Source organism: Pseudoalteromonas sp. (assembly GCF_041629635.1).
Taxonomy (GTDB): domain Bacteria; phylum Pseudomonadota; class Gammaproteobacteria; order Enterobacterales; family Alteromonadaceae; genus Pseudoalteromonas.
On sequence record NZ_JBFKMX010000008.1, the window covers coordinates 33,551 to 59,374 of the forward strand.

24 protein-coding genes and 1 pseudogene are annotated in these 25,824 nt (G+C 39.6%); 13 read left to right on the top strand and 12 right to left on the bottom strand.

From position 1 onward, the window contains the following. Window positions 1-129: 129 nt before the first annotated feature. The 3 genes from ABYD77_RS02310 to ABYD77_RS02320 are packed head-to-tail and all read right to left on the bottom strand — an operon-like array spanning window position 130 to window position 2,676. Window positions 130-1,401, bottom strand: a complete 1,272-nt coding sequence (locus ABYD77_RS02310) for a hypothetical protein (RefSeq protein WP_372766614.1) — start codon at window positions 1,399-1,401, stop codon at window positions 130-132. Next, a complete protein-coding gene (locus ABYD77_RS02315; protein WP_372766616.1) occupies window positions 1,388-2,275 on the bottom strand; it encodes an ABC transporter ATP-binding protein in 888 nt (295 codons plus the stop codon). The genes ABYD77_RS02310 and ABYD77_RS02315 overlap by 14 nt, the downstream gene beginning before the upstream one ends. Window positions 2,276-2,277: 2 nt before the next feature. Continuing rightward, entirely contained in the window at window positions 2,278-2,676 is a 399-nt protein-coding gene (locus ABYD77_RS02320) for a GntR family transcriptional regulator (RefSeq protein WP_372766618.1), read from the bottom strand. Window positions 2,677-2,742: 66 nt separating this feature from the next. On the opposite strand from ABYD77_RS02320, the gene ABYD77_RS02325 reads away from it, so the two are divergent. Continuing rightward, the gene (locus tag ABYD77_RS02325; RefSeq protein ID WP_372766620.1) at window positions 2,743-3,063 is read left to right on the top strand and encodes a DUF4144 family protein; all 321 of its coding nucleotides are present in this window, start codon (window positions 2,743-2,745) and stop codon (window positions 3,061-3,063) included. Here the strand turns inward: ABYD77_RS02325 and ABYD77_RS02330 are convergent. After that, on the bottom strand, window positions 3,060-5,051 hold the full coding sequence (locus tag ABYD77_RS02330; protein ID WP_372766622.1) for a transcriptional regulator: 1,992 nt from the start codon (window positions 5,049-5,051) through the stop codon (window positions 3,060-3,062). The genes ABYD77_RS02325 and ABYD77_RS02330 overlap by 4 nt on opposite strands. 163 nt (window positions 5,052-5,214) lie before the next feature. Between ABYD77_RS02330 and ABYD77_RS02335 the strand changes: the two genes are divergently transcribed. Further along, the gene (locus ABYD77_RS02335; protein ID WP_372766624.1) at window positions 5,215-7,449 is read left to right on the top strand and encodes a DUF5916 domain-containing protein; all 2,235 of its coding nucleotides are present in this window, start codon (window positions 5,215-5,217) and stop codon (window positions 7,447-7,449) included. A 41-nt stretch (window positions 7,450-7,490) separates the two neighbouring features. Here ABYD77_RS02335 and ABYD77_RS02340 read toward each other — a convergent pair whose 3' ends face one another. The 4 genes from ABYD77_RS02340 to ABYD77_RS02355 all read right to left on the bottom strand — a co-directional run bounded on the left by ABYD77_RS02340 (window position 7,491) and on the right by ABYD77_RS02355 (window position 10,868). Next, window positions 7,491-7,664 carry a hypothetical protein gene (locus ABYD77_RS02340; RefSeq protein ID WP_010561356.1) on the bottom strand — a complete coding sequence of 58 codons (174 nt, stop codon included), beginning with the start codon at window positions 7,662-7,664 and terminating at the stop codon, window positions 7,491-7,493. 9 nt (window positions 7,665-7,673) lie between these two features. Continuing rightward, window positions 7,674-7,937 (bottom strand): hypothetical protein, encoded by a 264-nt coding sequence (locus tag ABYD77_RS02345; RefSeq protein ID WP_372766626.1) that lies wholly within the window; start codon window positions 7,935-7,937, stop codon window positions 7,674-7,676. A 94-nt stretch (window positions 7,938-8,031) separates the two neighbouring features. Then, complete coding sequence (locus ABYD77_RS02350; RefSeq protein WP_372766628.1) at window positions 8,032-9,915, bottom strand: ATP-binding protein; 1,884 nt, start codon at window positions 9,913-9,915, stop codon at window positions 8,032-8,034. After that, window positions 9,912-10,868, bottom strand: coding sequence for an ABC transporter substrate-binding protein (locus tag ABYD77_RS02355; protein WP_372766630.1), 957 nt, complete (start codon window positions 10,866-10,868; stop codon window positions 9,912-9,914). The genes ABYD77_RS02350 and ABYD77_RS02355 overlap by 4 nt, the downstream gene beginning before the upstream one ends. A gap of 249 nt (window positions 10,869-11,117) precedes the next feature. Here ABYD77_RS02355 and ABYD77_RS02360 point away from each other — a divergent pair. Continuing rightward, window positions 11,118-11,732, top strand: a pseudogene (locus ABYD77_RS02360) (helix-turn-helix domain-containing protein); the annotation flags it as partial. Window positions 11,733-12,121: 389 nt separating this feature from the next. Here the strand turns inward: ABYD77_RS02360 and ABYD77_RS02365 are convergent. Further along, the gene (locus tag ABYD77_RS02365; protein WP_372766632.1) at window positions 12,122-12,541 is read right to left on the bottom strand and encodes an MAPEG family protein; all 420 of its coding nucleotides are present in this window, start codon (window positions 12,539-12,541) and stop codon (window positions 12,122-12,124) included. Between the two features lie 94 nt (window positions 12,542-12,635). On the opposite strand from ABYD77_RS02365, the gene ABYD77_RS02370 reads away from it, so the two are divergent. Continuing rightward, the gene (locus tag ABYD77_RS02370) at window positions 12,636-13,628 is read left to right on the top strand and encodes a GlxA family transcriptional regulator (RefSeq protein ID WP_372766634.1); all 993 of its coding nucleotides are present in this window, start codon (window positions 12,636-12,638) and stop codon (window positions 13,626-13,628) included. A gap of 342 nt (window positions 13,629-13,970) precedes the next feature. Here the strand turns inward: ABYD77_RS02370 and ABYD77_RS02375 are convergent, their stop codons facing one another. Further along, on the bottom strand, window positions 13,971-15,245 hold the full coding sequence (locus tag ABYD77_RS02375; protein ID WP_372766636.1) for an amidohydrolase family protein: 1,275 nt from the start codon (window positions 15,243-15,245) through the stop codon (window positions 13,971-13,973). Window positions 15,246-15,433: 188 nt separating this feature from the next. Between ABYD77_RS02375 and ABYD77_RS02380 the strand changes: the two genes are divergently transcribed. The 4 genes from ABYD77_RS02380 to ABYD77_RS02395 all read left to right on the top strand — a co-directional run bounded on the left by ABYD77_RS02380 (window position 15,434) and on the right by ABYD77_RS02395 (window position 21,176). Next, on the top strand, window positions 15,434-16,582 hold the full coding sequence (locus ABYD77_RS02380; protein WP_372766638.1) for an efflux RND transporter periplasmic adaptor subunit: 1,149 nt from the start codon (window positions 15,434-15,436) through the stop codon (window positions 16,580-16,582). A gap of 9 nt (window positions 16,583-16,591) precedes the next feature. Next, complete coding sequence (locus tag ABYD77_RS02385; RefSeq protein WP_372766640.1) at window positions 16,592-19,723, top strand: efflux RND transporter permease subunit; 3,132 nt, start codon at window positions 16,592-16,594, stop codon at window positions 19,721-19,723. Between the two features lie 220 nt (window positions 19,724-19,943). Then, the gene (locus tag ABYD77_RS02390) at window positions 19,944-20,975 is read left to right on the top strand and encodes a diguanylate cyclase domain-containing protein (protein WP_372766642.1); all 1,032 of its coding nucleotides are present in this window, start codon (window positions 19,944-19,946) and stop codon (window positions 20,973-20,975) included. A 9-nt stretch (window positions 20,976-20,984) separates the two neighbouring features. Then, window positions 20,985-21,176, top strand: a complete 192-nt coding sequence (locus tag ABYD77_RS02395) for a hypothetical protein (RefSeq protein WP_372766644.1) — start codon at window positions 20,985-20,987, stop codon at window positions 21,174-21,176. A 45-nt stretch (window positions 21,177-21,221) separates the two neighbouring features. Here ABYD77_RS02395 and ABYD77_RS02400 read toward each other — a convergent pair whose 3' ends face one another. After that, window positions 21,222-22,112, bottom strand: coding sequence for a sulfite exporter TauE/SafE family protein (locus ABYD77_RS02400; protein ID WP_372766646.1), 891 nt, complete (start codon window positions 22,110-22,112; stop codon window positions 21,222-21,224). Between the two features lie 320 nt (window positions 22,113-22,432). On the opposite strand from ABYD77_RS02400, the gene folM reads away from it, so the two are divergent. Genes folM through folX form a run of 3 tightly spaced genes read left to right on the top strand, consistent with a single transcriptional unit; the run spans window position 22,433 to window position 24,069 of the window. Further along, window positions 22,433-23,140, top strand: coding sequence for a dihydromonapterin reductase (gene folM, locus ABYD77_RS02405; RefSeq protein ID WP_372766648.1), 708 nt, complete (start codon window positions 22,433-22,435; stop codon window positions 23,138-23,140). 9 nt (window positions 23,141-23,149) lie between these two features. Next, window positions 23,150-23,704: a GTP cyclohydrolase I FolE gene (folE, locus tag ABYD77_RS02410; protein ID WP_372766650.1), complete on the top strand. Its 555-nt coding sequence runs from the start codon at window positions 23,150-23,152 to the stop codon at window positions 23,702-23,704. A 2-nt stretch (window positions 23,705-23,706) separates the two neighbouring features. Further along, entirely contained in the window at window positions 23,707-24,069 is a 363-nt protein-coding gene (gene folX, locus ABYD77_RS02415) for a dihydroneopterin triphosphate 2'-epimerase (protein ID WP_274762757.1), read from the top strand. On the opposite strand, the gene ABYD77_RS02420 is transcribed toward folX, so the two are convergent. Further along, on the bottom strand, window positions 24,066-24,488 hold the full coding sequence (locus ABYD77_RS02420) for a YqaA family protein (protein WP_372766652.1): 423 nt from the start codon (window positions 24,486-24,488) through the stop codon (window positions 24,066-24,068). The two genes, folX and ABYD77_RS02420, sit on opposite strands and share 4 nt — an antisense overlap. Before the next feature lie 91 nt (window positions 24,489-24,579). On the opposite strand from ABYD77_RS02420, the gene ABYD77_RS02425 reads away from it, so the two are divergent. Continuing rightward, window positions 24,580-25,077 carry a TlpA family protein disulfide reductase gene (locus tag ABYD77_RS02425; RefSeq protein WP_372766654.1) on the top strand — a complete coding sequence of 166 codons (498 nt, stop codon included), beginning with the start codon at window positions 24,580-24,582 and terminating at the stop codon, window positions 25,075-25,077. A gap of 117 nt (window positions 25,078-25,194) precedes the next feature. Further along, a complete protein-coding gene (locus ABYD77_RS02430; protein WP_274762754.1) occupies window positions 25,195-25,644 on the top strand; it encodes a cytochrome c in 450 nt (149 codons plus the stop codon). Window positions 25,645-25,824 lie beyond the last annotated feature (180 nt).

Sequence of the window (25,824 nt, forward strand, 5' to 3'; positions counted from 1 at the left end):
TTTATACACTTCCTTAAGTGCTAAAGGCATTGAACTTCATAATTCAGAAGGCTTTTTTCTACTCTAGCTTATTGAATTAATAAGAACAATGCATTTAATTTAACTAATTTTGTTCTAGCGCTAGGGTTCTTAATTTATTATTCGCTCAAGCGATTGTCGTGTAATAAACTGCTGAGTGAAATAACGCATCAGCCCAGCTGTAATTAATACCGCAATACAAATCAAATAAATACTAAGTTGTTCGCTAACGTAATGCACTAAGCCAAAAATAGCTATTTCAAAGCCACAAATTATTGTGAACAGTAAAATGTTTTTCGCATTAATACAGCCATTAAAGAAAACCAGTAACAATGGTGCAAAGGCTAAAAATGTTGCTGTTGCAAAGAGCGTTAAAAACGCTATTTTGATTGCGCCATCAAAATCTTGTTTAAAGAGTGTTATTGCAAAAATTGTCGCGAAAATCAGTAAAGTGTTTCTTATTACCACTTTATCGAAACTATAAATAATGCCTTTAATCATGCTTTGCTTATCAGCAAAACAGTGTGCAATTGATTTTAGTTGGTGCTTGAGCTGCGAAAATTCCTGATAGACCGGAAACTGACAACCTACAACCAAGGATAACAATAAAAAACTCACTAATATTTCGTTATCGCTAGTTGCTAATAAAAAGGCAAAAATTGCAGCAAAGTAGCCGCCCATATAGCCCATTTTTGTTTGTGGGTAACACACTGCCCAAGCGATATCTTTGTTGAATGATTTTTTAAATTTAGCGGCAAAGGCTGCTAGCTTACCATTCCACCAAATCACGGACTGGCGATCTGTTAGCATCAAAGACTTACTGTTCACAGAAGCACGTTTTGATGTATTGAACTCAGCGTAGGTGGTATAGCAGCAAGTTGCGATAATGATTAATGTCGCAATTTCATGAATCGTTTGAAACATCATGGCTATCAATAATCCTGAACAAAATAAATTGCGCAGAATATTGTTTTTTAATGAAGATGAGCCATTCACAAATAATCCAATAATTGCAAAACTGATAGGTAATAAAAGGTAGTGCAAGGCTATTTCGCTGTTAAGTGTAATAAACAAACTCATAAACAGCGCACCAAGCACAGTTAATACTAAACCCGTTTTTATAATCGAATGGCGGTACAGCTCACTTGTCACCCAAAGATAGTGTGCTTTCAGTTTTTGTAAGCCTATACCCAGCATAAAACCAAAAAATAATGACGGTAAACAGGTCATCAATAAATAGGTTTTGATGTAACGAAAGTTCAAAGGATCAAGGTTTTTTTGTTGCCATAACACACTAAACACAACGGATAGAATCAGTAAAAAAGGCAAAGTAATTGTGCCACTACGCATTAAAATCAATGCATTTGATTTAAACAAATTCATTAGCCACCTCTAAATACCAATCTTCAAGGTTCATCGGTTGAATGGTGGCGTCTAATCCATAAAAAGCGCACCACTCTTCAATGGGTTTTTTCAGTGGTGCAATAATGCTGGTAGTTGTGGTTTCGCCAAATTGTTGAATCTTGCTGATGCTGGCATCTTTTTCTAAAAGGTTGGTTTTACTGCTATTGGCAAAACTAAGCTTAGCGATACTTGCTTTTAACTCGTCTAGCTCGTAGTAATGACGGATCACACCAAATTGCAGTACAGCGACACGATTTGCAACACGCTCTAAATCCGACACTATATGAGTTGAGAAAATCACTGTGGTGCCATGCTCGCAGCAGAGATCTATCACTTCTTTTAAAAAGGCGCGGCGCATATTAGGGTCTAAGTGTGCAACAGGTTCGTCTAAAATAAGCAGCTCTGGCCGTACTGATAATGCTTGAACAACATCGAGCATTTGCTTTTGGCCGCCAGAGAGCTTACTGATCACTTGGTCATCACTTATCCGCCAGCGTTTTAGTAGGGTTTCGCAATAGGCTTTATCCCAACTTGGAAAAAATTGGCAAATATAATCAAGGTATTGCGACACCTTCATCCAATCAAATGCTGAACTGGTTTGCGCAACATAACCTATTTTTTGTTTTTGGCTTTGTGGTAACTCATGCCATGAGTAGCCCCACAATTTTATTTCGCCTAACTCTAATTCGCGCAAACCCATAATAGACTCTAGCAGAGTACTTTTACCGGCGGCATTTTTACCTAATAAACCTACAATATCGCCTTCGTTTACTTGCCAATTCAGTTTATCGAGTACACGGTGGCTGTTATAAGATTTTATGGCTTTTTCTATAGTGATTATGGGCTGTGTCATGGTTACGTCCTGTTGCTAAGAGCCGAAAGCGCATCTTGAATTAGTGTTATTATTGCGTCGTCAGAAAGCTGATTTTGCTTTGCCAATTGAATAAACTCGTCGCGTTTAGCAAGTAGCGACTCACTGTAATTACTAATATTGTGTTGCTCTGCCACCAGCATGCCTATGCCTTTTCGCCTTTCTAAAACACCTTGTTGCTCCAGCTGCGAAAATGCTTTTGAAATGGTCATAGGGTTTACTTGTAAGCATGAGGCCATCACTCGCACCGATGGCAATTGTTGCCCCGGCAATAATAAACCCGCACGAATGCCCTGCTTGGTTTGCTCCATCACTTGGCGATAAAGCGCACTCGCTGCCTGCGTGTTTATAGTGTAAATTGCATGAATTAATTCTATGCTCATAGTGTATTAGTAATTTAAAGGTGTATTAATACACTAATACAGTTTAAAAATAAGTCAATATTTAATATGAAATTGATAGAAACTCTTAGCTATCCCGTTGTGATTCATTATTGCGGCGATGATGAATTGGAATATGTTGAAAGCATGCAACAACTCCAGAGCCTATTGGGAAGTTTTGTTTGTGATGATGCACTGATTGATAGCCAAGGTTTTCGCTACCTCTGCTTGCATAATGGCGAGTTTAGTAAACCGGATGCATTTGAATTAGCTGAGTTTGAATTGGTGCTGCAAAAACACGCCTTTGCATTAGCTAATTGTTGTATTACTAAAATGCGTTTTACCAGCTTTGTTGAAGGAATCGCATTTGTAAAAGCAAGCCTCGGTTAAAGCGCTTGTTTTGGCTCTGGCGATAAACGCTTAATATCACCCTCTATTGCTTCCATGCGGGCAATTGTTAATTGCTCATATGGGTCAATATCAAAATGCCAAATTAAATTACCCTGCTTCACTAATTTAATATCGCTTGGGTTTGCCAAATCAAGGCGCCAAATTTTATCTTGTTTTGACCAAGAAGACTGCCAATACAGTGCATTGTTTTTGATGCGAATATTATGCAGCAAATTGGTTTGCTCATTACTTAGTTCAGCAAGTTTTTCACCCTCAAGTGATAAATCTGTTTTGCTGAAAAGTTGATGCTCTTGCAATATTAGCCAACGGTTGTTGTGGCTATCGTAATAGGCAAATTGGGCATTTAACTCGATGTTTTCTAGCATACGGCCTTGTAAGTCATACAGTTGCACTTGTGAGCCGTCAAAGGCATACACGGTTTGCATATCATACCAGCCGGTATTTTTTATCGTGCTATTAAGCTCAGTGGTAAACTGCAAAATTTGGCTCTTACGATCATATAACGCCAAATCCATATCACGATTTGATAACAGCATGCTTAAATCAGGACGCCACTCCAAAAACTTAACGTATTCATAGCCTTTGTGATTTGATAAGCGAGTTACTTTGTTGTCGGCATGTAAATACACTTCACACACGCCACTGCGGCGTGACATAAACGCGGTTTCGCCCAGGCTGTTACTCACAGGTAAGTAATCAATGCTTGAGGTTGAGAAAATCGGTAAATTGTCTTTATCGCGAATATTAACCTGCCAACTCTCAATCGCAGTGTAAATATCGCCATATTTATCGATAGATGCACTAGTAAATAGGCCTTGAGCGGTGTTGTAAATAGGGTAACTTTGGCCATCGCGATGGGTCGCAATTAAATTATGACGTTGGCTTTCATCGTTACTAATAATTGCGCCATTTTTTGGGTTGTACGCAACAAGCCAAACTGGAAATGACCAGCTTAGGGCTTCTTTGCCATTAAGCGATACTAGCTTGCTGGTGTGATCAATGTAATTAAATAAGAAGTAAACACGGTTATCCCAAGCTGAAATTGCGCCTTTATATTCAGCTTGCGCAGGTCGCTCAAGCGGCATAGGGATCAGCTCTTCGGTGCCAATGCGGTATAAATAGGGCACTAACGTACCTTGCTGTAACACGCTTAAAATCAACTCGTCATTAGATTTCCATACGGGAGGCTTTGCGGATTCACAAGCGATACCTTGGGCTGTATGGCTAGTTGCACCTTGTGGTGAAATAATTGAAAGCTCGCATCTATCTTCAATAAAATGCCAATAGGCCAATAATTTGCCTTGATGCTGCCAAGCTGGAAAACCGACGCGGTGGGCAAAACTGCGATTAAATAGCATAGCGCCTTGTTTATCTGTGATGGTGAGGGTTTTGATGTCTTTAATGTAAGCCATTAAATCGTGTTCACGATGCACATTTACATCAAACTCCAAGCCAAGCTCATAACTCACATCATGTAATTGATAGTGGGGGATTTCGAACTCGGTTTCTTTGCTGTTTAAAAAAGCCCATACGCTAAAGCAAACAATTAATATAGGTAAAGTCGCGACAAGAGGATGAATTTTACGACTTCGCGGCAGGGTTTTAACAGCAGGGGTAGCGTTAGAAATTAACTCAACCTCTGCAATAAAACAGTAGCCTTTTTTGGGCACGGTTTTAATAAACTTAGGATTGCGCGAACTGTCGTTGAGTAATTTACGTAGTTTTGTTAACAGCTGATAAAGGCTGTTTTGTTCAACAATGGTATTCGGCCATAAAGCACTTTGAATCTGCTCTTTTGAAATTACTTGCTGTGCATTATTAATCAACATAGCAAGCAATTGTGATACTTGTGGTTCAAGTTTTTCTATCTGATCTGTTTGCCATAGACATAGCTCATCTTTAGCTACATTGAATTCAAACTCTGCAAATCTAAATGTACCTTGTTGTGGCTTTTGAGCGTTTTCCATAGCGGTTGAACATGCCTTTTGTTGATTTAACAACAAAAATACGGTTTTGCAGATTAAAGTCAATAAATATAAGACTTCTAGCAGCTTTATTAAGAAAAAATTCAGCTTTTTTATCACCTTTTTCTGCTCATATGTAATGCAAATCAACCGCAAATGAGCTGATATGAAAACACCGTTAATTTACTCTTTTACGCTTGTAAGTTTTGCAACAATGGCTGAGCAATCAGCGATTATATTAGATGGCAAACTTTCAGAGCCAGCTTGGCAAAAAGCCATGCAATACAGCACCTTTTATCAAGTTGTGCCTGCCACCTTATCTGTACACAAAAATAAAGTGGAAGGGCGTGTTTATAGCGATGAAAAAGGCATGTACATCGGCATGATCAACTATCAACCGGCAAATCAAAGGCAAAAGCAATACAACCTACAAGATGGCTTTATGCAAGCTGACTTTAACCGCTTTGTGGTTGATTACTCTGGCGATGGCAGTGGTGCGTATTTATTTGCTGTAACCTTGGGCGGTGGTATTCAAGATGCGGTACTCACGCCACAATTAGCAACCGACTATGATTGGGATGGGGCATGGCAATCTGCGTTTTATGAAAGCGAAGATTTTTGGTCAATTGAAACCTTTATTCCATGGCACGCTGTATCGTTTCGTCATAAGCAAGATGAAAATGGTTATTCACAAGTAGGCGTGTCGCTACAGCTGTATGATTTAGCTAAAAACTATATTTATGGTTCGCAGAAGCAAACCACAGGTAACAGCGACTTCTATATTGAAATGCCTAAGGTGCAGGTAAAAATTCCGCAAAGCCAACAGAGGGCGTTTGTACCTTATGCAAGCTACTCAAATAATTTTGCGGCGAATGATGGTGAAGCAAATTTAGGCTTTGATTTCGTGTACAAGCCGAATCACCACCAAAAATTAAGTGTGGCAGTGAACCCTGATTTTGGTCAGGTCGACAGTGATGAAGTGGTGCTTAACTATTCGGCTGTTGAAACCCTGCGCACTGATAAGCGTCCATTCTTTACCCAAGATATTAGTGTATTCAGTATTCCGTCTGAGCGTAATACCAAATTAATTCATACGCGTCGTATTGGTGCGGGCAGTGATGATCAAAGTAAACTTATTACACCAATTGATGTGGCTGCACGGTTTGTGCATCAAGGTGAAAACTTGCAGCTGGCAGGTTTTGCAGTAGCGGAAGATAATTTAGCCTCAAACGCGGGCAAAGATTTTTATGCAGGGCGTATTAATTACACCGAACAAACAGCGCAGCAAAACTGGCAAACTGGTGTGTTGGCAACTAAAACCAAGCGCCCATGGTTAGATAGGGATGCCTTCAGTTATGCTTGGGATAGTCAGTATCAAAGTGATACTTGGTCAGGGCAAATAGCATTGATGTACACCGATGTAACTGAAGAAAACAACAGCGAGCAGGGCAGTGGCGTATCGTTCAATGCCAAGTATGAGTTTTCAATTAATACTTCGCTTTCAGCAAACTATTTTAGGCTAGATGAGCGCTTTGATAATAACGATTTAGGTTACAGTGAACGCAATAATTGGCGCGCCAGTGAGATTAAAATAAGTCATGCAATTAATACTAAAAATGATTGGTTTAATCGCGTTTTACAGCAAGCGAGTTTTAACTATCACACTGATGATAACGGCCTAAAACTAACTAATAACCCGCATTATTTAGTGAATTTAAACTTAGAAAATGGCGGCCAATTTGAAACCGTTATTAATTATTACGCTGGTGCATGGCACGACAACTTAGGTTATGGCACGGATGCGGTCTATCTTGATGATAATTGGACAACGCGTTTTATGTATATTAGCCCGTATACAGGCATGTTTAGTTGGGCGGCAAGTTATCAAAACGATCAAGAAGGGTTACATGGTCGTGCTGATCAGTACGCGATTGATTTAACCTTAATGCCGCATTCAAATTGGCGTGTTGTATTTAATAATTATTTTCGTACCGGTGATGGTTGGTTGGTTGCTAATCAGCAAAATATGATCACTGAATATGACAGAGACTATTACGCCAATTACATCAAAATCTCTGGTTTGATAATGAATAACTTAGAGTTTAGCTCGACTTTCCAGTGGGCGAGCTTAAAAGCGAAAAGTAAGGATGTTTACCGCGTTTTTGAAGGGGATTTAATTTCGCAAAATAGTGATACTAGTTTTGATGATTCGCGCTTTAATTTGCAACTAAAACTGCGCTACAAAATGGGGGCGTATTCTGATATGTTTTTGGTTTATGGCCGAGGCGGTAACGAATTTATTGAACGCGATTTAACGCAAAACCGCTTTGCAACCTTAGAAAACAGTTGGCAACAGCCTGACCAGGAATTTGTAACCTTTAAAGTACGCTATCTGTTTTAACTTGTACCTTTAGTTAACACCAAAGCAAAAATCTAACTGCCCTAGGTTTTTGCTTTTTTCTTGCCTTTGACAAGCTTTATCCAAAACGCCAGTTCAAACAACACACCTAATATAATTACCAAAAAAGTACCGCTTTGAAATGAAACTGTATAAAAGAAAATGGCAGTGATAAGTAGTGCCGCTAAAATTAGGTAGTGAGTAACAGTTGAAAACATATCGATTCCTTAAGCGTTGGCTTTAAATAGCAATTGATTTTGGCCAGCCGACTTTAAATAAAAGCGAATTTCTTGGCCTAATCGTGTTGTTACCTGACAAATAATAAAATCCCCTAGTTTTTCAAGTTTAGCCAAATAGTTAGTACGATTTTTAAATGACTGCTTAATTAAGATTTGCTTTTGTCCGTTGATATAAAGCTTTGCATCCTGCTGATCATTCTTTGTTAAGCGTATTTGCTGTCCAGCTAACACTAGCTTGTATGTTTTTAGCATAATGCCCCCTTAATTCAATAAGCTTAGATTAAGAGATTAATAGCTGTAAAAAAGATTAAAAGTGCTTAAAGGCGATATTCGGTGATAACTGGAATTAATTGTTGAGTTGAGACCACATATTTATTTTATTTAGTAACTCTTTTTCCACCAAAGGTTTAGATAAAAAGTCATCCATACCAGCAGCTAAGCACTTTTCCTTAGTTTCGTTTTGATTACTGGCTGTTAGCGCGACGATTGGCGTTTTGATACCCAATTGACGGATTTGTTTGGTAGCGTCAAAACCGTCAAGCTCAGGCATTAAGCAATCCATCAAAATAATATCAAATGTACTTTCTTGTGCTTTGGTAACGGCTTCCACACCATTGTTGGCTGTTGTTACGGTGTGGCCTGCGAGCATTGCTTTAGCAATTTGTTGATTTAATGGTACATCATCAACAAGTAGAATCTTCGCACTTTTTACCTTAGCTATATCGTTCACAGCTTCAGTGTTTAGCGTTGGTTTTTCTGTTTCCTCGCAAGGTAACTTCACCACAAAGCGTGAACCTTCGCCTAATTTACTGACGACACTTATGGTGCCTCCCATTTGAGTTATTAGAGCGTGACAAATAGCTAATCCTAAACCCGTACCACCGTATTTTCGTGTTGTACTGGCATCTGCTTGCACAAATTTAGTGAACAAAGAGTCTATTTGTGATTCGCTTAAACCAATGCCTGTATCGACAATGGTGATAGTAAGAATATGCTTAGCTGGCGCTGTATTTTTTAAATTGACCGATATCGATATGGTGCCTTGTTCGGTAAATTTAACCGCATTGCTTATAAGATTAATTAGTACTTGTTTAATTCGGATATCATCAAGCGCAATGTAAATTGTATCCTCAGTGTAATTAGCAATGATATTTAAGTCTTTTTCAATCACGGTGGCGTTAAACATATCTACAACGCTTTTAAGCATCTGATTAATTTCACACGGCACAGGGTGAAGCAATAATTTACCAGCTTCAATTTTTGAAATATCTAAAATGTCATTGATGGTAGCTAATAATTGTTGTCCTGAGCTGGTGATCACATCGAGGTGTTGCTGTTGCTCTTCTGTCATAGGTGTTTTGCTTAACAAGGTTGCAGTGCCTAAAACGCCATTTAGTGGTGTGCGAATTTCGTGACTCATAACGGCAAGAAAATCAGCTTTGGCTTGCACCGCTTGTTGGCTTTTTACCGTTTGTTTTTTTAAGGCAGATTGCTTTTTTAACAAATTTTCTATCAAGGCATTATAAGCATTAACGAGTTCGCCAATTTCGTCACTGCGCTTTAAATCCACTTTTTTGGGTTTATGAGATTTGATACCTGCGCGGATCGTATTGAGTAGTTGATAAAGCGGCACAATCGCTTGAGAACGAATAACGTAAATGCTTAGCGCCATGGTAATTGAAAAGCCAAATAATGCCGCGAAGAAAATATATTGATTCGATAAAGAAATATAATCACCAAGCTGTTTTTTATTGATTACTAAAATAGCGGCCATATCTTCAACCGCACGACGATCTTCAGAGACAGCTTCGAAACTCGATAAATAGATAAGTTGTTGATCAAAATAGTAGAGGTCTATTGATTTTTTGAAGTTGAGGTTCTTAAATAAGTGACTGAATTTAAAATGTGACGAAATGAGCGATTCGCCAACGAGTTCTCCGTGGTTGCTCGCTATAATAACACCTGAGCTGGCGCGGGCAATTAACACGTGATCAACTACATCATTAGCACCTATGGCACTGGTTATACGCTTAAAGTTTGCTAAACTTATGCGGTTGCCAGTAGCAACTACCAGACTTTCCGCTATCAGCTCGGCTTCATGCTTCATCATCACTTTAGAGAGTTGGATTGCATTTTGCCGATTAAAAATAACTAACCCAGTTAAAACAACAATATAAACTATGCCGAGAAACAAAGTAATTCGATTGCCCAGCTTTAACCCTTCAGTCACTTAATAGTACCTATTTTTAAATAGCGCGAGAGCGTATCGCAATTAAACTCGATGCTATTTGTTAAATTAAGTACCGAACAAACTTGTTGCATATTTTGTTCAAGACCCTGTTTGGTAAGTAATGCTTTTTGCTCAACAGCAGGTAAAATTGTTAAATCATTGAGTGCAGCTGCAAATTCATCCGGGCTTATACCTTCGCGTTTTGCCATTATATTATGTGATTCAATCGGGTGTTTTTGAGCATAGTCTAGTGCTGCTTGCCAAGCAGAATGAAAACGGTGAATCCATGAAGGATCTTGCTCCAACAACTCAGTAGAGACCGTAACCACGTCTAAAATCGTTTTTGGAATACTGCTGGAGTTAAATACCATGTCTAAATTATGCTCTTTTTGCAAAAAAAAGGCATAAGGTGGATAAGTAACATAGGCATCGATAAGATCTTTTTTGAAAGCATCTGATGCATCAATTTGCTCTATATTAAACATATCTATGTCTTGTAAGGTCAAATTATGTTTTGCTAGTGCTTGATATAAAAAGAAAGTACCTAATGAGCCCAGTTCGACACCAACGCGTTTATTTACAATCTGACTAAAGTCGGAAATATTTGGTTTAGCTAAAATTATATCCCCACCATTTGAATAATCAGCTACCAGTACAATGGTTATTTGCTTTTGATATTTGGCTGCGAGAGAGACAGCTTCAATCATAGTGCTGGTCATGGCGTTAACCTTACCCTGTCGGAATAAGCGTTTTACTTCAGCAAGGGAAGGCGCTTCAATAAGATCTACATTCAATCCTGCTTTTTTAAACAGTTCTTTCTCTTTTGCTAGGTATAGAAACTCATAACCAGGCCAAGGGTTTATTGCGAGTTTGATTGTAGGATTTTGCGGTTTTGAGCAAGCAGTTAAAAGCAAGCACAATAAGCTTATTAAAATAGTGTTAATCCGAGCCATTTTTAGTCTTCGTCTTTTGCTTTTTTATTTAGTATAGAAAACTTGTTTATAAGTGGTATAAATCCAAATAAAAATATGAAATTCTTCAATATTCTAAATTATTCAACTGTTTATTTTTCAAGGACTAGACAAGAATAAGCACGTTCGCAGGCCAGCAACAACCGTTATTTACGTGCTTAACGTATTAAGGAATATAAAATGACACTAGGTGGAAAGTTAAAACAGTTAAGGCAATAGAAGGGGCTTAGTCAGCCTGAATTAGCCGCAGAAGCAGGTATTGAACAATCATATTTATCAAAATTGGAAAATGATAAATCGCTGCCATCCAATGATATCTTACGCAAAATTCTCGCGGCGTTTCAGGTGTCGCTAGCTGATTTAATATCTGACGAATTAGTCCAAAAAGGCATACAGCGCTTAAAACAAATCCCTGATGTTGAGCAATATTTGGCGCAGCAGTCACAAAATCAATTTATAAAACGCCGTAATCTATTATTAGCAGCCAGTATTTGCATGGTAATTGCTGTTACGCTTTTCTATGCCGGAAAAAGTAAATTACTGTTTAATGAGCCCGTATATCAATATGAGTCTTTGGGTGTGATTTATGACAATGAACCAGACTCAATGTTTACAAGATGGTCTATAGATTATTTCCCTCACAGCTATAACGACAACGCGAGTGAGCAAATAAAACAAGAGTATCAAAAGTTAAAGCTAGAAATTGCAAGACGGTATAATAAAGAATATCAACTTACTTCCAATTACTTAGGTGAGCAATACAGGCAGCAAGTTGATGGTGGGCGCAGAGTTTATAAATACACTGACACGGTTGATTTCGTCCAAGCAAGATCGATCAATGGCTGACTACAAATTTTGGGAGTTTTGTTATTTACGTCAGGCATTATGGGCTTTGTAATTGAAAGGCGGTTGTTTAAATAGCGCCATAGAAAACCCCGAAAGCTATACCAATCCGCATAAATAATTGGTCATTCAGCGAGAATTAAAAGCGTCTCAGGCAAGGCATTGACTGCAAATAATGGCTCCCTTGTTAAAGTCAATAACGCAGTATGAAACGCTTTTAAACTCGCCTTCTAGGAGCGCTCCAAAGGCGCGATGATTGCGCAAAATTTTATTGATTTAGACCCACTAGACCTTCACAAATTTAGCTTACCCTCACGTCTTTGGATAGCTCTGAATAGGCTAATTGCTTATGCGGATTGGTATTAATAGACATTAAGTGCTTTTGATAACAGTTAGAATAAACGACTTATCAAAAAAGTAAGCCACATAAAAAGCAGTAATAAAGCGCTTAAGCCAAAAGCAATGGTGCGTCTTTTTATGTTACGAGCGCTAAGGTGCTCGATCGAGTGCCAAAGACGCAATGCTACATAAAGCCATGCAGCAAAAATCCATGCTGTATCCTGAATGGCGTTAGATGCTATAAATCCCAGTAAAACAATAAATAAAATGGGTTGCTGAAATTGATTATCATAACTGCGTCCCGCTAATAAAATATCCTCTGGCATCGCACGGTAATCCAAATTTTGAACTACTTTGTAATCTAGCTGATTATCGCGAACCGCTTTTATGCGCTTAGTAGCGGCATAAATCAGTAGTGTGAAGGTGTGAAGCACAATGGCTAAGATCGGTCCATAAATCCAAATGGTGTGCATAAAAACTCTCCTATTTAACGTTTGCAGCCTAGTTTAATAGGTAAAAGCTTGCTATAAAGTGTCTTAACTGACTAAAAAAGGTTAAATAAAGACAATGCACAAAATAGGTATATTGATTAATCAAGGCGTGATGGCAACAGCAGTAACGGGCGTGATTGATGTGCTCAATGTCGCAAATAGCATATACAAAAAACGTACTGGCGCAAATGCAGATGCGTTTAATTGGCAGCTAATTGGGGTAGACAAAAAATACGTCGAGTCGAGCCAAGGTCTAGTATTTAAAGCTGATATATGGCTTGAAGAAAGCAGCGAATTTGATGTTGTTATTTGGCCTGGTAGTCAGTACCGCAGTGACCAAGAGTTATGGCAATTGTGTAAAAGTTTAACCCCGTTTCATCCGCATATTAAAAAGCTTGCCGAGAGCGCCGAGCTGGTGATGTCAGGTTGTACAGCGGTACCGATGTTAGCGCATACTGGCTTGCTAAAAGAGAAAAAAATCACAGCTAGCTGGTGGCTAGATAGCTTTTTTCAACGTCATATTAAAGGCTGTAAACTCGATACCAGTGAAATGCTGAGACTAGACGGCAAGTTTCTTACTTGTGGTGCAACATCGAGCTTTTTGCTACTAACTTGGTATTTAGTGCGCCATTATTTAGGCAAAGATATAGCCGATACTGTTGCGCGTTATTTACTGATCGATACTGAGCAAGTAAAACAAAGTGCGTTTTTTGCTTTGAATGATTTACCTGAACATCACGATAGCGAGATGCGACAACTTGAGATATGGATAAGTGATCATTTAGAAACCAGCATTGATGTTTCAACCATGGCCTATAAGTTGAACATTAGTGAGCGTACATTAACGCGTAGATTTAAAAAATTATTGGGCGTTGCGCCAATGCAATATGTGCAAATAGCCCGTATAGAGCGCGCCTGTGGTTTATTAAAAACAACAAATAAAACGGCGCAGCAAATAGCACTTAGTTTGGGTTATCAAGATGATGCAGCTTTTCGTAAGCTATTTATCAAGCATAAAGGCATCGGCATGGGTGAATACCGCCGCAATCGCGAGTTTTTTGAATCATAAAAAAGGGGCATCTGCCCCTTTTTTATTAGGGTCTGTTGACCTTTCAAGTTCGTTTTTGCAGCAGTTTGATGGGTTTTATACAAGGCAGAGGCTGCGTGGCATAGTTATTCTATGTGAGTCAGCCGATAACACAGTAGAAAACCCATCAAGCGCTGCCGAATGGTTCTTTTGAGCGCACTTTTCTCATTGTTGCCTGCATGGATGCAGGTAAGGGGCGTTAGCAGGAAGCGGAAGCTTTACTCGATATTCGCTTAGACTGCTAGGCCACGCATCGAGCGCCGCGATAAAATCACGCTCAAAAAGAACAAAAATAGAACAGCAAAGATCAACAGACCCTAACCGTTATTTAATTAAATCGATTTCGACCTTGCCATCTTTAATCACTAAGTCGACTTGCTCTAACGTGCTTATATTTTCGAGAGGATTGCCTTTAACAGCAATCACATCTGCAAATTTACCTACATCGAGCGAGCCTAATGAATCTTGTTTTTTAAGCATGGTTGCTGCATTGATGGTGGCAGCTTGTAATGCTTGCAGTTCGGTCATGCCAAACTTTACCATGCGACTAAATTGGTGACCGTTATCGCCGTGAGGATACACTCCCGCATCTGATGCAAATACCATATTTACACCTGCTTTAACGGCTTTAGTAAAACTAGCGCGTTGACGCGAGCCTACTTTACGTTCTTTATTTAAGCTTTCTTCTAAAATACCGGCTTTTTTACCTTCACTAAGAATGTATTCGGTGTTGTAAATATCCATCGAAAAGTAAGTGCCTTTTTCAAGCGCTAAATCAATCGCTTCATCGTCAACAAAGCTCACGTGTTCAACAGAATTTACACCAGCTTTAATCGCCGACTTTATACCCTCGGTGCCATGTGCATGCGCTGCAACTGTTAAACCACGTAAATGTGCTTCTGAAACAATGGCGTTCATTTCTTCTTGTGAATACTGTTGAGCACCCACTTTAGTGCCTTTTGAAAGCACTCCACCAGTTGCACAGAACTTAATTACATCAGCACCGTACTTAATATTTTCACGCACTTTTGCACGTACCGCCCAAGGGCCGTCAGCCACACCTTGGCTGGTGACAGCATGTTCATGAGTAAGTAAGTTATTATCACAATGACCGCCTGTTACACCTAAGCTTGGACCCGCAGCAAAAATACGTGGGCCTGGCACATCGCCATCACGAATCGCATCTTTAAGTGCAATATCGGCATAACCTGGCGCACCTAAATTGCGTACTGAAGTAAAGCCAGCCTCTAGGGTACGTTTTGCGTTTCTCACACCGGTAATTGCCGAGCGTTGAGTTGTACGCTGAAGGCGCTTATAACCATGCACATGCGCATCACTTGTTAGGTGCACATGCATATCAAAAAGGCCTGGTAGCAAGGTGTAGCCCTTTAAATTCATTACTCTGGCATCATTGGCATAGCCTTTGCGCTTGGTTTTCCCAACACTGACAATTTTATTATCTTCAATGACTACGGTTGCTGGTGTGATTAATTTACCCGTAGTGACATCAAGTGCGGCATCGGCATTAAGCACAAGTTGGGCTGCGCTTGCTGAAAAGATACAAAATGTCGCAAGTGCAATAAGTGAGCGTTTAAACATTTCTTAAAACTCCTGTTGATTTTTAAGTGTTATCCCATAGCAATTAGAAATAGTGAAGAAAAACGCGGTAATTAACACATTAAAAAATCTTTTTGCGAAATATAAACGTAACATCAAGAATGTAGCGCTAAAATTATGAATAATTTTGCGTTATATTTAGCGTGCATAAAATCAACAGGAAGTCATTAATGAAAGCGTTACTAGTCAAAATTTTCATACCCATAGGTATTATTATTTTAGGAATAGTTGGGTTTAGTCTGATAAAGGCGAGTGCAGCGGATGAAGGTGACAAGAAACCAGTTGATACCCGCCCAACAGTGAGTGTTAAAGCGCTCAAAGCAGTTGAGCACCAAGTGGTTATCACAAGCTTTGGTGAAGTAAAGCCGCTCGAAACCACGCGTTTGGCTGCGCAAGTATCAGGTGAAGTAATCAGCTGGCATAAAAATTTTGTTGCCGGTGGTTTAGTTAAGCGTGGCGAAGTCTTGTTTTCTATTGAAAAAGATAACTATCAAGCAGCACTGTTGCAAGCTGAAGCAACATTAACCAGTGCTCAAGCTGCGCTCATTGAAGAGCAAGCAAAAGCACAAGTTGCCGAAGATGAAGCAAAGCGTTTTCCAAGCAAGTCTCACACCGATTTATTTTTAAGAAAGCCACAGGTGCTGAGCGCTCAAGCACAAGTTAAATCAGCGCAAGCAGCATTACTTCGCGCACAGCGTGATCTGGAAGATTGCGATGTTAAAGCACCTTATGATGCGCTGATTATCTCGCGTGATATTGGAGTAGGCCAATTCGTAAATAAAGGCACGCAAGTGGCACAACTTAACAATATAGAAACGGCTGAAATTATTGTACCGATAGCGGGTTTTGATAGCTTATTTTTACCAACACCATTGGCTGAAACACCGGTTAGTATTTCTTACAAAGGGATTAATCGTTTTGTTCGCCAAGGTAAAATTTCCCGTGATTTAGGCGTGATTGATAGCGCCACACGGATGAGCCATATCGTGGTGCAAGTTAATGACCCTTACAACCTTAAAAGCAGCGGAAGTGACTTAAAGTTTGGCAAATATGTGGAAGTATCGTTTGCTGGCAAACAACTATCTGAAGTGTTCAAATTGCCACAAGAACTCGTTAATAATCGAACGGTGTGGGTCGTTGATAATGAGCAAAAATTACAGGCAAAAGAAGTGAATGTACTGCGCAGTGAAGGTGCTTATTTCTTAATTGATAAAGGGTTAGCAAACGATGAGCAATTGGTTCTGACGCTACCTGAATACCCGCAAGTAGGAATGGCAGTGAAATTAGCCGCTAGCAATTCGCGCGATGCACTAAAGTAAGGACTGGTTATGAAGGATAAACAACAATCAGGGTTAATAGCCTACTTTGCCAATAACTCAGTTGCTGCCAACTTAATGATGTTTTTCATTATATTAATGGGTGTTGTAAGTTATTTTACTATCCAACGCCAAATGTTTCCAAGCATCGAGATCAACTACATCACGGTAAATGCGAATTATCCAGGTGCCTCGCCACAAGAAATTGAAGAAGGAATTTTGATCAAAATTGAAGAAGCGATTAAAGATATAACTGAAATAGAAAAGGCTATTTCACGTGCCTTTCGAAACGGTGGTAGACTGACTCTCGAAATCGACCCAGATAAAAATTTGGCCGAAGTGCTCGATAAGGTAAAACTGCGCGTAGACGGTATCGCAACCTTCCCAGCTGGTATGGAGCCTGTCACAGTATCGCAAATTGAATTTCAACAAGATGTAATTAATATGGCATTGGTAGGCGATTTACCTCTTACGCAACTAAAGCCAATTGCCCGTCAAATAGAAACCGAATTACTGCAACTAAATAATGTGTCATTAGTTAATCTGAGCACACCGGATGATGAAATTGCGGTTGAGATCCAGCCAGATCAATTACGCAAATATAACCTCACATTAAATCAAGTAAGTGATGCCATTCGCCGTTTTTCTGCCAATATTTCAGCAGGTCAGTTGAAAACGGATTCTGGTGTTATTTCAGTTCGTGTAGAAAACCAATTTTACAAAGGCGATGAATTCCGCCAAATTCCTGTCAAAGTTGGTAATAACGGCGCTAAGGTATTACTCGGCGATATAGCAGAAATAAAAGATCAATTTGTTGAAGGCGAACGCTATTTTAAAATGTCAGGCGCTAATGCAATTTCGCTCTCGGTAAAAGCAACCAAAGACCAAAATATGATTCCAGTGGCGGAATCAGTAAAAGCCTTTATTGCTGAACGTAATAAAACGCTACCGCCAGGGGTAAAACTCGAAACCATCGTTGATATGACTTACTACTTAAATGCCCGCCTCGATATGATGCTGAAAAACTTGTTTCAAGGTGCGGTACTCGTTGCCTTAATGCTGAGTTTATTTTTACGATTTAAGTTAGCGTTGTGGGTGATGGTAGGTTTACCTGTGTGCTTCTTAGGCGCGATGATGGTGATGCCTATGGTTGGCGTTAGTATTAACATTGTGTCGTTATTCGCTTTTATTATGGTGTTAGGTATCGTGGTGGATGATGCCATTGTAATTGGTGAAAGTGCGGCCAGTGAGATAGAACGCTCTGGCCCGGGAGTCAACAGTGTAGTGCGTGGTGCACAGCGAGTCGCAACGCCAGCAACTTTTGGCGTATTAACTACGATTGCGGTTTTTGCGCCGTTTACCTTATCCAGTGGGCCTGAAAGCGCGTTTTTTGTCAGTATCGCAGCTGTTTCGATTTTATGTTTAATCTTTAGTTTAATTGAATCAAAACTGATTTTACCTGCGCATTTAGCACACACTCATTTTAGTGACGTAAAACCAGATGGTTTTAGAGCGAAATTTAATGACCGCTTTTTTGGCTTTGTCAACGGGCCTTATCAGCGCTTTATTCTACAATGTGTTGAATGGCGTTACGCGGTGTTTGCCGTATTCTTTGCGTTATTAATGATTAGTGTTGGCTTGCTCGCAGGTAATTATGTGCGTGTGGTGCCAACGCCAAAAGTACCCCATGACTTCCCGACTATCCGTATTGAAATGAATGATAATGTTTCTGATACACAGACTATCTCAGCATTACAATCGATAGAGTCTGTGATCATGCAAATAGATAAACAAACACAAGCTGAGAGCGGGCAAACGATGATCCGCGATATGTTAGTGTTCAACCAAGGACGTACCGAAGGGCAGTTAGTGGTGCCTTTGGTCGATGAAGAGTTAAGACCTTACAACACGTTTGAGCTTTCACGTCGCTGGCGTGAAGCGCTACCAGTAATTCCGGGACTTAAATCAATTAACATTCAAGATGATGTGAATGGTGGTGGTAATGATGGTGAATTTGGTTACTTACTGTTTGGCCCGGATATCGATACCTTAAATGCTGCGGGGCGCCAGTTTATCGCTATGCTGCAACAAGAAAAAGGCTTGTTTGATATTAGTTCGACTATCGATCCTGCTAGCAAAGAAGTGCAATTAAGCTTAAAACCCGTTGCTTATGACTTAGGACTTAATCTTACTAATATTGCAAATCAAGTAGGTGCAAGCTTTTATGGCGGAGAAGCGCAACGCGTTATTCGTAATGGTGAAGAAGTACGTGTGATGGTGCGTTATCCGAAATTAACACGTCAAGCTTATTCATCACTTAAGTACACAGTAATTACTACACCAAGTGGCAAAGAGGTTATGCTTGGTGATGTGGTTGATCTCGTTGAAAAGCCGGGGATCAGTTATATTCGTCGTGAAGGTGGTTATCGCAGTGTCTATATTTGGGGGGCAATCGACGAGGAAGTTGTCGAGCCAGATGCTGTGGTTAAGTCAGTGAAAGAAGAGCTATTACCCAAGTTGAAAGAACAGTTTCCAACCGTTAAATCTGAACTCGGTGGCTCAATTGAAGAGCAGCAAGCACAAGCAAACGAACAAAAGCTGTTCTTTATCGCTGGTATGTTTATTGTGTACATATTGCTTGCGGTACCATTGAAGAGCTATTTTCAACCACTGATTATTATGTCGGTTATCCCATTTAGTATGGTCGGTGCGATATGGGGCCATTTCTCATTTGGTTTAGATATTTCATTAATGTCCACCTTTGGTTTAATTGCTGCGGCGGGAGTTGTGATCAATGACTCCTTGGTAATGACCGACTTTGTTAATCAGATGCGTACGCAAGGTGCTTCAATCAAAGAGGCTGTTATTAAAGCCGGTTGCGCTCGTTTTCGTGCAATCACATTGACTTCAATCACCACCTTTGTAGGTGTATTACCGATTATGTTTGAAACTAGTTTGCAGGCGCGCTTTGTTATTCCTATGGCTGTTGCGTTAGGCTTCTCGGTGCTTTTTGCAACCTTGGTCACTTTGGTCCTTGTTCCTTGTATGTACTTAATTTTACAAGATATAGGCAATGTACTAGTTGTCATAAATAATAAGTTTCGAGGCAAGCGAAAGGTTAATATTAGTTCGCTAAGTTCATAAAGTATGCTAACAATTCTTAGGGTTTGTTGCTCTTTTAAGTTCTATTTTCGAATTTAAAGATCAACAGACTCTATTTATTGATGTTTCGTTCCTCATGAAAATATTTAATAATCACCACAGTTGCTAGCAAATCAATTTTCCTCGACTACACTTTTTTCTAGAACACCTTGATTGTGACTCATCAGTGCGCAAAGGCTAAGAACCGCATAAGGAATGCAAAGTGGAGTTTAGTTTGAAAAATACCATGTCTCACTCAGCAGAGTGTTTGCGAAAGGCTGTACCTTTAATGGTTAAATATGGCATTGCGGTAACACCTGCTAATTATGCTCTATGGTACAGTTATGTTTCAGGAAAGCACCCTAAATTAAACCAAAAGTTAGATTCGGCATTAAAAACCTATGGCACATGTCCTCCTGCATTATCTCGAGACTTATTTGAAGAGTTTCTTTCAGATAAAGATCTTGAGTTATTTGATTCGGTCGTTGAAGAAATTAGCTCAGTCGTTGAATCTGTTGAAAGTAATGTAGGACAAACGCTGGACTCAGCGATTGATTTCAGTGAAGTACTCAGTTCTTGTAATCAAGAGCTTGACGGCTTTTCGAAAGAAGATGCCGCAGGAAAAGATATTCTTGCAGTCGTTACCAAGCTTTCTGAAGAATCTAAAAGCATGCAGCAAACTGCAGAACGATTCCAGCAGCAACTACGCGCGGCTTATCAAGAAATTTCTAACTTGCGCAGCGAATTGAAAGAGTCTAAAAAGGCTGCTTCAAAGGATGCGTTAACAGGACTCAATAACCGAAAATCATTCGATGAGGATATTGAGTTACTTTGTAGTGGTCACCACAGCATTTTAAAATTGTATTTAACATTTGTTGATATTGATAATTTTAAAAAATTTAATGATGACTTTGGTCATCAAAAAGGTGATATGGTACTAAAAGTCGTTGCTGATAGATTGAGGAAACATGCTGACCAGCTCAATGCTGCATATCGTTTTGGTGGTGAGGAGTTTTGTATTTTGAGCCAATTTCAAGACAAGAAAACGGCTTTAAATTACCTAGAGAAAATTCGCGTTGATATTGAAAAGCTGGTGTTAAAAGATAACAAATCAGGCAAATCGCTACGTGGTATTTCTGCTAGTTTTGGCTTGGCTGAATATGATGGTGAATCTTGTGAAATGTTTATAGAGAGAGCGGATCAAGCATTGTATAGGGCGAAAGAAGCCGGTAGGAACTGTATTATTGTTGTTTAAGGTAAGGTGATGACCACATTAATTGAAATGCTCGCAATGCAAAAAGCGCAAAGTGAAGGTCGCTTTAAGGTGTCTGCGGATGACATTATGTGGGCACAAGCTAACATTGATTGCTTTGAAGCTTTGCGTGGCTATATGGGGCTTGATGTGGCAGATAATGATGTACTGTTTGATGATCAATTAAATAGCTATGAAGACTAAAAAATGCCGTTGAATACGGCATTTTTTATTTATAGCTGTTGTGGCTTAGACGCTGGCGACTTCAAACAGCGTAAAACCAATTTCAAGCCCGATCAGCGTAAGTAAAAAACTCAACAAAACTGACTTAGGTACTTTCGCGCAGCAATACGCCCCAAGCGGTGCGCCAACTACAACCACAGGAATCGCCGCGAGTACAAACTCTGATATTTCAGGTGTAATAGTCTCTAAATAAAAATAATTAATTAAGCTCGCAAACACAGAGGTGGTAGCCATGATTAGAACTGAGCTTGCCGTCGCAATTTTCAGATCTGCTTTAAAATAGAGCATGAGTAATGCAAATATGGCGATATCGGCACCGGAGCCTATTAATCCACTCACTATGCCACCTAGGAAAGCGACCAAAACTACGAAAAAATTTTGTCGCTTGTAGGTAAGATCAATTGTTAAACGCTCTTTGCCGTGCCAATGAGCACGCAGCAACGTAACCGCAAAAATCAGCAAAAATACACTAAACAAGGATTTGGTAACAAGCCGTGGTACTAAATCGGCAATAAATAATAGGCTGATTGCAACTCCAGGTAGCGCCCCCATCAGTGCTAGCAGCACTACCGAGCGATAGTATTTTATGCCGCCAAAAATGATGGTTATGCTAGCTGCTGTCATACCAAAGCTTTGAATTGCGAGTGAAAACACTTTCGCGGTAGCGGGCTCAATACTAAGCACTTTAGTCATCACCGGAAAAGCAACTGCACCCCCACCAAGCGCTGTGCCACCTGCGACAAATGAGCCAAACACCATAGTGATTGCAATACTGATTTGCGACATAAAGTTAGCAAATGCAGAGTGAACTCCTTGAAGTGAAAGCCAGCAAATATACACGCATGCGATGCACAAAAGAGGAATGTATTGACGATAGTTTTGCTTTTTATAATTCATGAACAGCGTTGTCATTCTGACGAGGTGACAAAAATAGCAAAAAGTGTGAAAGAATGACAATTGAATAAATTTGCACTTAAGATAATACAAACTTTTATAAGCAAGGCTAGTAGTGCTATCTTCGCTGCAAATACATATCAACAAACAATATTTGCCGAAAAGTGCCTGAAACGTAAAGTTTTGCGATCTAAAACACTTTAATCCCAGTATAAAACTTAGGTTAACCCGTTTAATTTACTTAACTACTTAATAAATCAAGATGTTAGGTTTATAGTTAAAGATATAACCGAATAAACCCCAAAATACATTATCAAAATTATATGGCAACAATATTAATTACAGGTGCGGCTCAGCGCATTGGTTTAGATGTAGCAAAACATTTTCTTGGTAAAGGTTACCAGTTGATAGTTACCTACCGTACCAAACATGCTTCAGTGGCTGAACTTGAGCAACTAGGTGCGATATGTTTATTGTGCGACTTTGAACAACCTAATGCGGTAACTGTGCTGGTAGAGCAAGTTAAATCATATACCACAGAGCTTAGTGCCATTATTCACAATGCATCAAGTTGGGATTGTGAAAGCAAAAACCCTGACTTTAATGGCTTATTTGATAGCATGATGAATATTCACGCAAAGGTGCCATATTTGCTTAATTTGGCGCTAACCCCGCTGTTACAAAATACCAGCGAAGAGCATAGCGATATTATTCATATCACGGATTACGTAGTCGAAAAGGGCAGCCCTAAACATATTGCTTATGCGGCAAGTAAAGCTGCGCTTGATAATCTCACCCGTTCTTTTGCTGCAAAGCTTGCACCTAAAGTAAAAGTAAATTCAATCGCGCCGTCATTGATTATATTTAACGATCATGATGATGATGCTTATCGTGCAAAAACCCTGAAAAAGTCAATTATGGCGTTAGAGCCAGGTACTGCAGAAGTAATTAATGGTATCGAGATGATACTTAACAGCAATTATATGACGGGACGCACACTACAACTCGATGGTGGTCGCCACCTCAAATAGGACAGAATTATGGAAAAGAAACTAGCTGAAAATTATTTGAATATTATTGAAGCGGTTGGTGAAAACCCTAATCGTGAAGGTTTGCTTGATACGCCAAAAAGAGCGGCAAAAGCCATGGAATATTTGACTAAGGGGTATCGACAAACACTGGAAGAAATTACCAATAATGCGGTATTTAGTTCAGATGCAGATGACATGGTACTGGTGCAGGATATTGAACTGTATTCAATGTGTGAACACCATCTACTACCGTTTGTAGGGCGCTGCCATATTGCCTATATTCCTAACGGTAAAGTGTTGGGTTTATCTAAATTTGCGCGTATCGTTGATATGTTTGCACGCCGTTTTCAAATTCAAGAGCAACTTACTCATCAAATAGCTGAAGCTGTGCAAGAAGTTACAGGTGCAAAAGGTGTTGGCGTGATTGTTGAAGCGAAACACATGTGTATGATGATGCGCGGAGTGGAAAAACAAAATTCCAAAATGCGTACGTCTGTAATGTTAGGTAATTTCCGTGAAGATCCAAAAACCCGCAATGAATTTTTGCAGTTAGTTAAGGGGTAACTATGCTAAATGCGATTATAAACATTACTAATTTACGCCTGCGCACATATATCGGGTTTAATCCTGAAGAGCGTGAGAAAAAGCAAGATGTGATCATCAATATTGAGGTGCATTACCCTGCAGATATGGCTTGTGTTACCGATCAAGTTGACCAAGCGGTCAACTATAAAGTGATTACCAAAGCGGTGATTGAATTAGTTGAAAACGGTCACTTTTTACTACTTGAAAAGCTGGTGGCAGATGTACTTGAAGAGTGTCATCGTCACCCGAGTGTGACCTTTGCAAAGGTTTCCGTTGATAAACCCCATGCATTACGATTTGCAGACTCTGTTTCTCTCACGCTTGCTTGGCAAAAACAACACTAAAAAAACTGTAGCGCCATAGCGATGACTATGGCGTAACGCAGCGCTTTCCCAATCGCCACTAACAATACAAAAATGCTGAAAGGCACCCGCATAATGCCCGCTACAAATGTTAAAGGATCACCAATAATTGGTAACCAAGCGAGTAATAAACTTGCTCTGCCGTAACGATTAAAACTCTTTTGCGCTTTTTTTAATTGTTGCTCAGATACGGCAAACCATTTTCTATCTTTAAAGCGGTTTAATTCCTTTCCTAGCCACCAATTAACACAGCTTCCAAGTGTGTTACCTAAGGTGGCACTAAACCACAATAGAGCAATGTTGTGTTGTTGCTGGGTAAGGTATGCAAGCATGCCTTCGGATGCTGTGGGTAGCAAGGTAGCGGCAATAAACGCGGTGAAAAATAAAGAAAGGTAACTCAAGAAGATATTTCAATAATTGTTAGGCGATAACTTGACGCATGATGCTAAATTTTTAACACTGAGTCCAGCGCAAAAATTATATGGAATATAAATGAAAAAGCTCTTACCTCTTGCCCTTGTGGCAACACTTTTTGGTTGTGCACAAACGCAAAATAACCAAGCGACATACCAAAAACCAACTTATGAAACTTATATTTCGCAAGGACAGGCATTTCCAATTACTCAGTTTACTAATACACAAGGTGAAGTTGTGGCATTAGCTGAAGACAAACGTAAGTTAGTGTTACTGTTTGCCACTTGGTGCAGTGATTCGCAGCGATTTGTAAAACAATTAATGGCATCACCTTTAATTGCTGATCCAGATTTACAAATTATTGCGGTAGGGCGTGAGGAAGATGATCAAAGCTTAGTGAACTTTTCTGAAAAATTTGCCACTAACTTCACCATGGTGGCCGATCCAAATCGTCAAATTTACAGTCAATTTGCAAATGCGGGAGTGCCACGCATCATCTTGTTAGATAAGCAAAATCGTGTGGTATCGACCTTGATAGGCGAAGCACCAAACACAATTGAAAAAGTGCTTTGGTAAAACGAAAACAGTAAATCTAAACTTATAACGCGTAAATTCGCGGATTGGTCGCTTCCAGTTGCAGCATTAAGTATGATGCTGTAATAATTGATAAGTTTATAATATTAGGGGCAAACTATGAAATTAAGAACATTAGTTCTTGCTGCTGCGATTGCTGCACCAGCGCTTGCAAACGCAAACCCTGCATTCAAAGAAGCAGAGGATGCTATCGAATACCGTCAACATGCGTTTCAACTGATCCGCGCACAAATTGCAAATATGGGCGATATGTTGAAGGGTAAAGTTGAATTCAACGCTGAAACATTCCAAATGCGTGCAAATAATGCTGCTGCATTATCGAAAATGCCATGGGAAGCGTTTTATGCGGGCACTGAGAAAGGTGATACATCAGCATTACCAGCGGTATGGTCTGATAATGAAACCTTTATGCAAAAAGCTAATGCGTTTGCTGATTATGCAGATAAGCTAGCCGTTGCAGCACAATCGGGTGATCCTGCTGTAATTAAGCCTGCATTTGGTGCATGGGCAAAAGGTTGTAAAGATTGTCATAAGTCATTTAAAGACTAATTGCTGCGTATTTTAATGCTCAAATATATAAAAGGTCAGCAAGTGCTGACCTTTTTAATGCAACTCTATATCTGTTAATGTTAACAGTTAGCTTAGTAATGTTTTAACTGACTCAGCACCCCAAGTCGTAAGTAGAGCGGTTAATAACACACAAAAAATCGCAAAACCTACCCATCCACT